Origin of the sequence: Streptomyces sp. NBC_01260, from assembly GCF_036226405.1 — a bacterium.
GTDB lineage: Bacteria > Actinomycetota > Actinomycetes > Streptomycetales > Streptomycetaceae > Streptomyces > Streptomyces laculatispora.
In genome coordinates this window covers 6,980,528-6,993,152 of sequence record NZ_CP108464.1, presented here as the reverse complement: position 1 = coordinate 6,993,152, position 12,625 = coordinate 6,980,528, and the positions used below count along the sequence as shown (strand labels likewise).

The 12,625-nt window shown below is 70.0% G+C and carries 10 protein-coding genes; 5 read left to right on the top strand and 5 right to left on the bottom strand.

Features of this window, described 5'->3' with window-relative positions; translation table 11 throughout:
* The first annotated feature begins 232 nt into the window (after positions 1–232).
* The 4 genes from OG322_RS31215 to OG322_RS31200 all read left to right on the top strand — a co-directional run bounded on the left by OG322_RS31215 (position 233) and on the right by OG322_RS31200 (position 5,120).
* The gene (locus OG322_RS31215) at positions 233–1,024 is read left to right on the top strand and encodes an MIP/aquaporin family protein (protein WP_123468701.1); all 792 of its coding nucleotides are present in this window, start codon (positions 233–235) and stop codon (positions 1,022–1,024) included.
* 55 nt (positions 1,025–1,079) lie between these two features.
* The gene (glpK, locus tag OG322_RS31210; RefSeq protein WP_123468703.1) at positions 1,080–2,621 is read left to right on the top strand and encodes a glycerol kinase GlpK; all 1,542 of its coding nucleotides are present in this window, start codon (positions 1,080–1,082) and stop codon (positions 2,619–2,621) included.
* A 5-nt stretch (positions 2,622–2,626) separates the two neighbouring features.
* On the top strand, positions 2,627–4,240 hold the full coding sequence (locus OG322_RS31205) for a glycerol-3-phosphate dehydrogenase/oxidase (protein WP_123468705.1): 1,614 nt from the start codon (positions 2,627–2,629) through the stop codon (positions 4,238–4,240).
* Between the two features lie 208 nt (positions 4,241–4,448).
* The gene (locus OG322_RS31200; protein ID WP_123468707.1) at positions 4,449–5,120 is read left to right on the top strand and encodes a FadR/GntR family transcriptional regulator; all 672 of its coding nucleotides are present in this window, start codon (positions 4,449–4,451) and stop codon (positions 5,118–5,120) included.
* Between the two features lie 109 nt (positions 5,121–5,229).
* Here OG322_RS31200 and OG322_RS31195 read toward each other — a convergent pair whose 3' ends face one another.
* The 5 genes from OG322_RS31195 to OG322_RS31175 all read right to left on the bottom strand — a co-directional run bounded on the left by OG322_RS31195 (position 5,230) and on the right by OG322_RS31175 (position 11,204).
* The gene (locus tag OG322_RS31195) at positions 5,230–6,279 is read right to left on the bottom strand and encodes an ABC transporter permease (protein ID WP_123468709.1); all 1,050 of its coding nucleotides are present in this window, start codon (positions 6,277–6,279) and stop codon (positions 5,230–5,232) included.
* Positions 6,276–7,796: a sugar ABC transporter ATP-binding protein gene (locus OG322_RS31190; protein WP_329307286.1), complete on the bottom strand. Its 1,521-nt coding sequence runs from the start codon at positions 7,794–7,796 to the stop codon at positions 6,276–6,278. Before OG322_RS31190 ends, OG322_RS31195 begins: the two co-directional genes overlap by 4 nt.
* Before the next feature lie 133 nt (positions 7,797–7,929).
* Positions 7,930–8,970 carry a sugar ABC transporter substrate-binding protein gene (locus tag OG322_RS31185; protein WP_123468713.1) on the bottom strand — a complete coding sequence of 347 codons (1,041 nt, stop codon included), beginning with the start codon at positions 8,968–8,970 and terminating at the stop codon, positions 7,930–7,932.
* Between the two features lie 120 nt (positions 8,971–9,090).
* A complete protein-coding gene (locus OG322_RS31180; RefSeq protein ID WP_123468715.1) occupies positions 9,091–9,870 on the bottom strand; it encodes an SDR family NAD(P)-dependent oxidoreductase in 780 nt (259 codons plus the stop codon).
* A complete protein-coding gene (locus OG322_RS31175; protein WP_123468717.1) occupies positions 9,867–11,204 on the bottom strand; it encodes an L-fuconate dehydratase in 1,338 nt (445 codons plus the stop codon). Before OG322_RS31175 ends, OG322_RS31180 begins: the two co-directional genes overlap by 4 nt.
* 257 nt (positions 11,205–11,461) lie before the next feature.
* On the opposite strand from OG322_RS31175, the gene OG322_RS31170 reads away from it, so the two are divergent.
* A complete protein-coding gene (locus OG322_RS31170) occupies positions 11,462–12,625 on the top strand; it encodes a PAC2 family protein (RefSeq protein ID WP_123468719.1) in 1,164 nt (387 codons plus the stop codon).

Here is a 12,625-nt window from a genome sequence, read left to right as displayed (position 1 = left end):
GCAAAATCACCGGTGCCGAGCGGCTCAATCGAGTTGTAGGCCACAGACCCCTTGACGCCTCATTCACCTGGGAGAAACACTGCCGTTCATCGGTCGGCATTGCCGAACACTTAACGGAAACAAGAGTTAGGGTGTGACAGTGCCAAGGGCCGGTATCGCCCTCACCTGAGGGCGCGGACCACCGGAGGGACCCGGGGTTCGGCTTCCTGGACGAAGGACAAAGGAGTCGCGGGTGTCCAGCTCCGACATCTTCATCGGCGAGACCATCGGTACCGCCGTACTCATCCTGCTCGGCGCCGGTGTCTGTGCCGCCGTCACGCTGAAGCATTCGAAGGCGCACAACGCCGGCTGGCTCGCGATCACTTTCGGTTGGGGTTTCGCGGTTCTGACCGGCGCATATCTGGCCGGCGGCGTCTCCGGCGCGCATCTCAACCCGGCCGTCACCATCGGTCTCGCGATCGAGGGCGGCACCAAGTGGAGCGACGTACCGCTCTACCTCGCCTCCGAGCTCCTCGGCGCGATGATCGGCGCGGTCCTGGTCTGGCTGACCTACTACGGACAGTTCCGGGCGCATCTGACGGATCCGGAGGTCCTCAAGGCCCATACGGGTGAAGAGGGCATGGTCGACCCGGCGGCGGCCCCCAAGGCCGGACCGGTGCTCGGCGTCTTCTCGACGGGCCCCGAGATCCGCAACGCCGTGCAGAACGTCGTCACCGAGGTCATCGCCACGGTCGTGCTGGTCCTGGCGATCCTCACCCAGGGCCTCAACGACAACGGCAACGGCCTCGGCACGCTCGGCGCGCTGATCACCTCCCTGGTCGTCGTCGCCATCGGCCTCTCGCTCGGCGGCCCGACGGGCTACGCGATCAACCCGGTCCGCGACCTCGGTCCGCGTATCGTGCACGCGCTGCTTCCGCTGCCGAACAAGGGCGGTTCCGACTGGGGCTACGCCTGGATCCCGGTCGTCGGCCCCCTCATCGGCGGCGCGCTCGCGGGCGGGCTCTACAACCTCGCCTTCGCCTGAACCACAGAGCCCAGAGCCGTAACCCCAAGACCTCACAGACCTCCGGGAGCACACCGTGACCGACGCACCTACCACCGGCACCCACGGAACCGGGCCGTTCATCGCGGCCATCGACCAGGGCACCACCTCCAGCCGCTGCATCGTCTTCGACAAGGACGGCCGGATCGTCTCCGTCGACCAGAAGGAGCACGAGCAGATCTTCCCGAAGCCGGGCTGGGTCGAGCACAACGCGACCGAGATCTGGGAGAACGTCCAGGAGGTCGTGGCGGGCGCCATCGTCAAGGCGGGCATCACCGCCGCCGACGTGAAGGCGATCGGCATCACCAACCAGCGTGAGACCACTCTGATGTGGGACAAGAACACCGGTGAGCCCGTCCACAACGCCCTCGTCTGGCAGGACACCCGCACCGACGCGCTCTGCAAGGAGCTCGGCCGCAATGTGGGCCAGGACCGCTTCCGCCGCGAGACCGGACTGCCGCTCGCCTCGTACTTCGCCGGGCCCAAGGTCCGCTGGCTGCTCGACAACGTCGAGGGTCTGCGCGAGCGCGCCGAGCGCGGCGACATCCTCTTCGGCACCATGGACTCCTGGGTCATCTGGAACCTGACCGGCGGCACCGAGGGCGGCGTACACGTCACCGACGTCACCAACGCCTCGCGCACGCTCCTGATGAACCTGCACAAGATGGCCTGGGACGACAAGATCCTCGCGTCCATCGGCATTCCGGCCGCGGTGCTGCCCGAGATCCGGTCCTCGGCCGAGGTGTACGGCCATGCCAAGGGCGGCGTGCTCGACGGGGTGCCGGTCGCCTCCGCGCTCGGTGACCAGCAGGCCGCGCTGTTCGGCCAGACGTGTTTCGCCGAGGGCGAGGCCAAGTCCACGTACGGCACCGGCACCTTCATGCTGCTGAACACCGGCGAGACGCCCGTCAACTCCTACAACGGGCTGCTGACCACGGTCGGCTACCAGATCGGCGACCAGAAGCCGGTGTACGCCCTGGAGGGGTCGATCGCCGTCACCGGTTCGCTGGTGCAGTGGATGCGCGACCAGATGGGCCTGATCCAGTCCGCCGCCGAGATCGAGACCCTGGCCTCGTCGGTCGAGGACAACGGCGGCGCGTACTTCGTGCCCGCCTTCTCCGGCCTGTTCGCCCCGTACTGGCGCCCCGACGCCCGCGGCGTCATCGCCGGTCTCACCCGCTACGTCACCAAGGCGCACATCGCCCGTGCCGTGCTGGAGGCCACCGCCTGGCAGACCCGTGAGATCAGCGACGCCATGACCAAGGACTCCGGCGTCGAGCTGACCGCGCTCAAGGTCGACGGCGGCATGACCTCCAACAACCTGCTGATGCAGACGCTCGCCGACTTCCTGGACGCACCCGTGGTGCGGCCCATGGTCGCCGAGACCACCTGCCTCGGCGCCGCCTACGCCGCCGGCCTGGCCGTCGGCTTCTGGCCGGACACCGACGCGCTGCGCGCCAACTGGCGCCGGGCCGCCGAGTGGACCCCCCGCATGGACGCGGACACCCGCGACCGCGAGTACAAGAGCTGGCTCAAGGCCGTGCAACGGACCATGGGCTGGCTCGAAGACGAGGAGTAGAGAACATGACCACCCTGCAGAGCGTCCCCGCCCTCGGGACGCATCCGGCCTCCGGCTCCCTTCCGAGCCGCGCCGAGACCCGGGAGCAGCTTTCCAAGGCAACGTACGACCTCCTGGTGATCGGCGGCGGCATCCTGGGCATCTCCACCGCCTGGCACGCCGCGCAGTCCGGACTGCGGGTGGCTCTGGTGGACGCCGGTGACTTCGCCGGCGCCACCTCCTCCGCCTCCTCCAAGCTGCTCCACGGCGGTCTGCGCTACCTGCAGACCGGCGCGGTGAAGCTGGTGGCGGAGAACCACTTCGAGCGGCGTGCGGTGTCCCGTCAGGTCGCACCGCACCTCGCCAACCCGCTCACCTTCTACCTGCCGGTCTACAAGGGCGGGCCGCACGGCGCCGCCAAGCTCGGCGCGGGCGTGTTCGCGTACTCGGCGCTCTCCGCGTTCGGTGACGGCGTCGGCCATGTGATCAGCCCGGCGAAGGCGCAGCGCGATGTGCCGGAGCTGCGCACCGACAACCTGAAGGCCGTCGCGGTCTACGGCGACGACCAGATGAACGACGCACGGATGGCGCTGATGACGGTCCGCGCGGCCGTCGAGGCGGGCGCCGCCGTACTCAACCATGCCGCCGTGACCGGGCTCCGCTTCACCAGGGGCCGGGTGACCGGTGCCGAACTGCGCGATTCCGTGGACGGCACGGAGTTCGGGATCAACGCCCGTCTGGTGCTCAACGCCACCGGGCCGTGGGTCGACCACCTGCGGAAGATGGAGAACCCGGACGCGGCGCCCTCCATACGTCTCTCCAAGGGCGCGCACCTCGTGCTCAGGCGCACCCGCCCGTGGAAGGCCGCGCTCGCCACTCCGATCGACAAGTACCGGATCACGTTCGCCCTGCCGTGGGAGGACATGCTGCTGCTCGGCACGACGGACGAGGAGTACGAGGGCGATCCGGCGGATGTCGCGGTCACCGAGAAGGACACCGCGCAGATCCTGGACGAGGCGGCGTTCTCGGTCCGGGACCAGCAGCTGTCACGCGATCTGATCACGTACTCCTTCGCGGGTCTGCGGGTGCTGCCCGGAGGTCCCGGCGGCACCGCCAAGGCCAAGCGCGAGACCGTCGTGACGGAGGGCCGCGGCGGGATGCTGTCGGTGGCGGGCGGCAAGTGGACGACGTTCCGCCACATCGGCCGTACGGTGATGAACAAGCTGGCCGCGCTCCCCGGGCACCCGCTGGCCGAGGACATGGAGCCGATGGCCCGGCTGCCGAAGAAGCTCCCGCTGCCCGGTATCGCCAACCCGAACGCGGTCGCGCACCGGCTGCTGGTCGACGGCGGCACCCCGGGACCGCGGATGTCCGCCGACACGGCACGGCACCTGGCCACGCACTACGGTTCGCTGTCCTTCGACATCGCCCGGCTGGCCAACGAGAACCCGGTGCTCGCCGAGCGCATCCACCCGGACGCGCCGGAGATCTGGGCGCAGGTCGCCTACGCGCGCGACCACGAGTGGGCCGAGACGGCGGACGACGTGCTGCGGCGCCGGACGACGCTGACGATCCGGGGTCTGGCCACGGACGAGATCCGGGCCGGTGTCGAGTCCGTGCTCGGCGACCGCAGGAGCTGACGCGCCGGGAGGGGGCGGTGTCCATCCACGGACGCCGCCCCCTCCCGTACGTGCCGGCCGCGGCGGACGCTTTCGGACTCCGCCGTACGGAACCGGTCGAAACGCCCCGCACCGCGGGAGCGCTGTCGCACAGGTTGCCCCGAAGGGCGCACCGGCCGCCTCCGGGGACGCATAATAGGGCGATACATCGGATGTCTGGAGGTCGCCCATGGCTGTCACTGACGAGGCCATCGAGAAGATCAAGGGAATGATCGTCTCGGGTGCGCTACGGCCCGGCGATCGTCTCCCCAAGGAGAGCGAACTCGCCGCGGAGCTGGGTCTGTCCCGCAACTCGCTGCGGGAGGCGGTGCGCGCCCTGTCGCTGATCCGCATTCTCGACGTGCGCCAGGGCGACGGCACGTATGTCACCAGCCTGGATCCGCAGTTGCTGCTGGAGGCGCTGAGCTTCGTGGTGGACTTCCACCGCGACGACACGGTGCTGGAGTTCCTGGCGGTCCGCCGGATCCTGGAGCCGGCCGCGACCGCCATGGCGGCGAGCCGGATCACCGAGGAGCAGCTGGATCTGCTGAGCTCCCAGCTGGACGCCCTGGGCAGCCGCCCCTCGGTCGAGGAGCTGGTGGCCTGCGATCTGGAGTTCCACCGCGGCATCGTGCAGTCGTCGGGCAACTCGGTGCTCTGCTCGCTGCTCGACGGTCTTTCGGGGCCGACGACGCGGGCCCGGGTCTGGCGCGGTCTGACCCAGGAGGACGCGGTGAGCCGCACACTGCACGAGCACCGGGCGATCGTGTCGGCGCTGCGGGACCGGGACGCGGAGGCCGCTCGGTCCTGGGCGACGGTGCACGTGGCGAGCGTGGAGCAGTGGCTGCGCTCGACGCTGTAGCACCGGCCGCGGGGTTCGGGGCTTCGCCCCGGGCCCCGCGCCCGAAACGCCGGCGGGGCTGATCCTTTCAGCCCCGCCGGCGTTTCCTGAGGGTGTACCGCTCGGCCGCTCAGTCCTGCTTCTCGCCGCTCGCGAAGCGCGAGATGACCAGCGCGACGATGATGATCGCGCCGTTGAGGAACTGGTTCCAGAGGGCCGGGACGCCGCCGAGGGTCATCACGTTGACCACCAGCTGAAGCGTCAGGACGCCGGTCAGCGCACCGAACAGGGTGCCGCGCCCGCCCTTGAGGCTGATACCGCCGATCACCGCCGCGGCGAACACCTGGAAGATCCAGCCGTTGCCCTGCGTCGCGGCGACCGCGCCGTAGTGGCCGGTGTAGAGGATGCCCGCGAAGGCAGCCAGCAGACCGCCGATGGCGAGCACGATCCAGGTGACCCGGTCGACCCGGATACCCGCGGCGCGCGCCGCTTCCGGGTTGCCGCCGATCGCGTACAGCGAGCGCCCGTGCCGCAGCCAGGCCAGCGCCGCGCCGCCGACCGCGAAGAGCACCAGGCAGATCCAGACCGCGGCCGGAACACCGAACCACTGGCTCTTGCCCAGGTAGCGGAAGGACTCCGGGACGTCGGTGATGGACTTGCCCTCGGTGATGCCGATGTGGAGTCCGCGCAGCATGGTCAGCATGCCGAGCGTGGCGATGAAGCCGTTGACCCGCAGCTTCAGCATCAGGAAGCCGTTGATCGCGCCGATGACGAGGCCGACCAGCAGGCAGAGCGGAATCGCCATCCAGGTGGGGAGCACGCCCAGGCCGGCGAAGCGGCCGTCGTCGCCGGGCAGCACCAGCCACATGGCGACGACGGGCGCGATGCCGATCGTCGACTCCAGCGACAGGTCCATCCGCCCGCAGATCAGGATCAGCGCCTGGCCCAGGACCAGCAGGCTGAGCTCGGAGGACTGCTGGACGACGCTGATCAGGTTGTCCGAGGTGAGGAAGACCGGCGAGACGATGAAGCCGATCACCATCAGCACCAGGATCACCGGCACCAGCGAGAAGTCGCTCCACCGGATCAGCTTGAGCCGGCTCAGCGGGCTGTCGCCGAGACCGCCCTTCGGTCCCCCGTTGACGTCGTCGGCCGTGGACGGCCGTATCGTGCCGGTCATTCCCTTTCCCCCACACCTTCCATGGCGGCGACGAGTTCCCCGTCGGTCCACCCGCTTGCGAACGTGGCGACCACTCGCCCGTGGAACAGGGCGAGCACCCGGTCGCAGACCCGCAGATCGTCCAGCTCGTCCGAGACGACGACCGCGGCATTGCCCTCGTCGGCGACCCGCCGGACGACTCCGAGGAGCGAGTCCTTGGACTTGACGTCCACACCCGCGGTGGGCCGGACCGCCACCAGAACACTGGGCTTGCGGGCCAGCGCGCGGGCGACCACCACCTTCTGCTGGTTGCCGCCGGAGAGCCCGGAGACGGGCTGCTCGGGGCCCTGGGTCTTGATGTCCAGCGAGTCGATCATGCCCCGGGCGAACTCCCGCGTACGGGAGGGCAGTACGGTCCCCCACGGACCGAGCTGGTCGGTGACCGTGAGGGTGGCGTTCTCCGCGACGCTGCGCTGCAGGACGAGGCCCTGGTCGTGCCGGTCCTCGGGGATGTAGCCGATCCCGGCGGCCAGCGCGTGCGGCACGCTGCCCGAGCGCACGGCCTCGCCGTGCACCCGGACCGTGCCGCCGCCCGCCTTGCGCATACCCGCCAGGACCTCGCCCAGCGCGGTATTGCCGCTGGCCGCCGAGCCGGCCAGGCCGAGCACCTCGCCGGGGCGCACCTGGAGGTCCAGCGGTTCGAACCGACCCTCCACGGCGAGCCCCTCGGTGCGCAGGACGGGCTCCGCCGACGCATCGGGCGGTGTGGTGGTGCCGGCCGCGTGCCAGGCGACGGCGCCGCCGGACTTCTCGCCCGTCATCGCCGCCACCAGATCCGTCTTCGCCACGTCCGCCACGGGGGCGGTCAGGACGTGGCGGGCGTCGCGGTAGACGGTGACCGCCGTGCAGAGCTCGTACACCTCCTGCAGATGGTGGGAGATGAAGAGGAACGCCACTCCCTGGCTCTGCAGTTCCCGGAGCTTGTCGAAGAGCCTCCCGATGCCCCGGGCGTCGAGCTGGGCGGTCGGCTCGTCGAGGATGATCAGCCGCGCGCCGAAGGACAGCGCGCGGGCGATCTCGACGAACTGCCGCTGCTCGACGGCGAGATCGCGCGCCCGGGTGTTCGGGTCGACCTGGACTCCGTAGTCGGCGAGGAGCTGCTCCGCGCGCTTGCGCAGCCGCCCCCAGCTGATCCAGCGGGCGTTGTCGTCGAACCGGTTGAGGAAGAGGTTCTCCGCGACGGTCAGGTCGGGGACGACCATGGACTTCTGGTAGACGCAGGCGACCTTCGACTGCCAGGCCGCGGTGTCCCCGAAGGCGGGCGCGGGCTCCCCGCCGAAGGTGACCGTGCCCGCGTCCGCCTTGTGGAGTCCGGTCAACACGCTGACCAGGGTCGACTTGCCCGCGCCGTTGCGGCCGACGAGGGCGTGCGACTCACCGGGCTGCACGGTGAGCTTCACCCCGTCGAGCGCGACGGTCGGTCCGAAGCGTTTGACAACGCCTTCCGCCTGTACGGCAGGGGGGAGTGCCTGGTCCATAAGACCCCTTCTCAGCGAAGCGCTGTCGTAGTGTCGGTGATCTGTCCTCGGGCAGCGGTCAGGGCTTGGCCGCTGCTCGGTTCCTCGGACCCGAGAGGGAAGCCCTCTCGGCAACGAGAGGGAGGAGTCACGGCTAGCTCTTCTTCTCTAGCTGATTGGCCCACAGTTTCGGGTCATCCACGTTGTCCTTGGTCACAAGGGGTGCGGGGAGTTGATCCTCGAACCCGTTCGGGATCTTGATGATGTTCGAGTCATGGTCGGTGGGGCCTTCCTTGAAGGTCTTACCGTCCAAGGCCGCCTTCGCGTAGTACAGCGCGTACTTCGCGTACAGGTCGGCCGGCTGGGAGATCGTCGCGTCGATCTTCCCGGCCTTGATGGCGTCGAACTCCTCCGGGATGCCGTCGTTGGAGATGATGGTGATGTGGCCCGGCGAACCGGCCGGCTTCAGCAGCTTCTTCTGCTCCAGGAGCGCGAGGGTCGGCTGCAGGAAGACACCGCCGGCCTGCATGTAGATGCCGTTGATGTCGGGGTGGGCGGCCAGCGTCGACTGGAGCTTCGCGGAGGCGACGTCGCCCTTCCAGTCGGTGGCGAGCTCGAACACCTTGATGTCCGGGAAGTCCTTGTCCATGCAGGTCTTGAAGGCCTCGGAGCGGTCGCGGCCGTTGATCGAGGACAGGTCGCCCTGGAACTCGACGACCTTGCCCTTGCCCTTCAGCTGCTGGCCGAGGTACTTGCAGGCGTTGGTCCCGTACGCCTTGTTGTCAGCCCGCACCACCATGTAGATGTCGCCCTTGTCGGGGCGGGTGTCGACGCTGATGACCGGGATCTTCTTCTCGTTCAGGGTGCTGAGCGACTCGGCGATGGCGCCGGTGTCCTGCGGAGCCATCACCACGGCCTTCGCGCCCTGGTCGGTGAAGGTCTGGACGTTTGCGACCAGCTTGCCGATGTCGTTCTGCGAGTTGGTCAGCGGCAGCGCCTTGACCTCGCCGCCCTTGACCCCCTTCTGGATGTAGTTCTGGTACGAGTTCCAGAAGTCGCTGTCGCTGCGCGGCAGGTCGATACCGACCTTCCCGCCACCCGCACCGTCGTCCGATGATTCGCGGTTGCAGCCCGCGAGGGCAGTGACGGCCAGCAGTACGGCGCAGGCCGCCGCACTCGTCGTACGCACTCTCATTGGTGTCCCGTTCCTTTGTGGAGTACCGGCTCGGAGATCTGATGGCATTGCTGGGGTGCGTGGTGCAGGTGGCGCGAGGTGTACGGCCCCGTGATCCGGCTCGGGCCGCCCACCCTCCGGTCAGCTGTCGGCGGGGCGCAGGCGCAGGCCCTGCATTCCACCGTCGACGGCCAGTGCGGTACCCGTCACGGAGGCCGCGGCGGGGCTGGCGAGGTAGAGGATCGCGGCGGCGACCTCGTCGGCGGAGACCAGCCGGCCCAGCGGCTGCCGGGCGTTGAGCGCCGCGCGTTCGGCGGCCGGGTCGCCGGCCTGGCCGAGCAGCCGGCCGATCCACGGGGTGTCCGCGGTGCCGGGGTTGACGCAGTTGACCCGGACGCCCTCGCGGACGTGGTCGGCGGCCATCGCGAGGGTCAGCGAGAGGACCGCGCCCTTGCTCGCGCTGTACAGGGCGCGCTGCGGCAGCCCGGCGGTCGCGGCGATCGAACAGGTCTGGGTGATCGAGACGGCGCCGGGGCGCTCGGCGGCCGCGCGCCGTAGATGCGGCAGGGCGTGCCGGGCGGTGCGGACCATGCCGAGGACGTTGATGTCCAGGACCCGGGTCCACTCGTCGTCGTCGTTGTCCTCGACGGAGCCGATGGATCCGATGCCCGCGTTCGACACGAGCGTGTGCAGGGAGCCCAGTTCGGCCGCCGCCCGGTCGACCGCCTCGCGCACGGCCGCGTCGTCGGTGACGTCCGCCTTGACGGCGAGGGTGCCCTCGGGGGCGCCCGCGGTCTCCCGGTCCAGGACCGCTACGCGGGCCCCGCGCTCCAGGAGCATGGTCGCGACGGCGGCCCCGATACCGGAGGCACCGCCCGTCACCAGAGCGTTCATCCCCTCGAAGTCGCGTGTGCCGGTCATCGGCTGTCCTCCTCAGTGGTGCGGCGGGCCTGCCATACGGGGCCCTCCGGATAGCGGTGTGCGGCGATCGATCCGGGGAGCATCCGGGCGGAGAAGCCCGGGGACGCGGGCGCCCGGTAGCGGCCCGAGTCGATCACGGTGGGGTCGGCGAAGTGCTCGTGCAGATGATCGACGTATTCGATCACTCGGTCCTCCCAGGTGCCGGAGACCGCCACATAGTCGAACATCGAGAGGTGCTGCACCAGCTCGCACAGGCCGACGCCGCCCGCGTGCGGGCAGACCGGAACGCCGTACTTGGCGGCGAGCAGCAGGATCGCCAGGTTCTCGTTGACGCCCGCGACCCGCGCGGCGTCGATCTGGACGAAGTCGACCGCGCCGGCCTGGAGCAGCTGCTTGAACACGACCCGGTTGGCGACGTGTTCGCCGGTGGCGACCTTGACCGGCTGTCCGGCGCGCACGGCGGCGTGGCCGAGGATGTCGTCGGGGCTGGTCGGCTCCTCGATCCAGTGCGGGTCGTACGGCGCGAGCGCGGTCATCCACTCCACCGCGTCGGCGACGTCCCAGCGCTGGTTGGCGTCGACCGCGATCCGTACGTCGGCGCCGACGGCCTCACGGGCGAGCCCGAGCCTGCGGACGTCGTCGTCGAGGTCGCCGCCGACCTTCAGCTTGATCTGGGTGAAGCCGTCGGCGACGGCCTCCTTCGCCAGCCTGACCAGCTTGTCGTCGGAGTAGCCGAGCCAGCCGGGCGAGGTGGTGTAGGCGGGGTATCCCTCGGCACGCAGCCGCTCGGCCCGCTCGGCCCGGCCCGGTTCGGCGGCGCGCAGGATCGCGAGCGCCTCCTCGGGGGTGAGGGCGTCGCTGAGGTAGCGGAAATCGACGAGGGAGACGAGCTCCTCGGGCGTCATCTCGGCCAGGAACTGCCAGACGGGTCTGCCGGCCCGTTTCGCCGCCAGGTCCCAGGCGGCGTTGACGACCGCGCCGGCCGCCATGTGCATCACGCCCTTCTCGGGCCCCAGCCAGCGCAGTTGGGAGTCGTGGGTGAGGTCCCGGTACAGCGCGCCGAGGTCGGCCGCGGTGCGGGGCACGGGACGCCCGACCACATAGGGGGCCAACGCCTGGATGGCGGCTGCCATCACCTCGTTGCCGCGCCCGATGGTGAAACAGAAGCCATGTCCCTCGACACCGTCACCAGCACTGTCCGCGGCGTCGGTACGCAGTACGACATAGGCAGCCGAGTAGTCGGGATCGGGGTTCATGGCGTCCGAGCCGTCCAGTTGTTCCGAGGTCGGAAAACGGATGTCGTGAACCTCGAAATCCGTGACGGTCTGACTCATGTGCGCCCCCAGGGGAAATAACATCGGACCTCTGCTCTGGTCATCCGATGTATAGCGCCCCCAAGGCTCCAACGTCCAGGGTTGAGGCGAAATTGCCCCCACACAGCTCGGATGTATGGCGGGCTTGATGCCCTGATTCGGCCGGTGATGCACCCCAGTGGCCCGGGTTCACCCGGCCGCGCGCAGGGGCTGCGGCGCGGGTGGCCGGAAGCCGTAAGGTTGTTCCGTACGCAAGGGAACTTCGGAAGGAGGCCTGGGTGATCGAGCTCGAGGGGGTTCCCGAGCTGATCGACCCGGTCATGGTGGCCGCGTTCGAGGGGTGGAACGACGCAGGTGACGCCGCTTCCACAGCGGTCGCGCACCTGGACCGGGAGTGGAAGGGCGAGGTGTTCGCGGCGCTGGACGCCGAGGACTACTACGACTTCCAGGTCAACCGCCCGACGGTGTGGCTGGACGGCGGGGTGCGCAAGATCACCTGGCCGACGACCCGGCTCTCCGTGGTCCGCATCGGCGGGGACAAGCCCCGTGATCTCGTCCTGGTCCGGGGCATCGAGCCGTCGATGCGCTGGCGCTCGTTCTGCAACGAGATCCTGGGCTTCGCCCATGAGCTGGGCGTCGAGATGGTGGTGGTGCTCGGTGCGCTGCTCGGCGACACCCCGCACACCCGTCCGGTACCGGTCAGCGGCGTCACGTCCGATCCGGACCTGGCGCGCACCATGGACCTGGAGGAGACCAGGTACGAGGGGCCGACCGGCATCGTCGGCATCCTCCAGGAGGCGTGCACCCACGCGGGTGTGCCCGCCGTGAGCCTGTGGGCGGCGGTGCCGCACTACGTGTCGCAGCCGCCCAACCCGAAGGCCACCCTGGCGCTGCTGAACCGCCTGGAGGATCTCATCGGGCTGCGCATCCCGCTGGGTGAACTGGCCGAGGACGCGCGCGCCTGGCAGCTCGGGGTCGACCAACTGGCCGCCGAGGACAGCGAGGTGGCGGAGTACGTTCAGACGCTGGAGGAGGCCCGGGACACCGCGGAGCTTCCCGAGGCGAGCGGCGAGGCCATCGCCCGGGAGTTCGAGCGCTATCTGCGGCGCCGGGACCCCGGTCCGGGTTCCGGGCCGGGCGGACATGCGACGGAGAGCGGCGACGGCTCGTATCTGCGGGACACGTCGAACGGCCGGACCAGGCCGCCGAAGCCGGCCCGGCCGGAGACCGGACCAGGGCCGGTGAGCGGGTCCGGAAGCGGGTCCCCGACCGGTCCCGCGACGGGCCCGGCGCCGGCCGACGGCGGGGAGGACCGCAGCGACGCCGGCGGCCCGCAGCAGCCGCCGGGCGAACGGCCGAAGGACGCCTCCTCGGGAAGTGCCCCGGGAGACGCCCCACAGGATCCGCCGGAGGACTCGCCGGACAATTCGTCGGAGGACTGA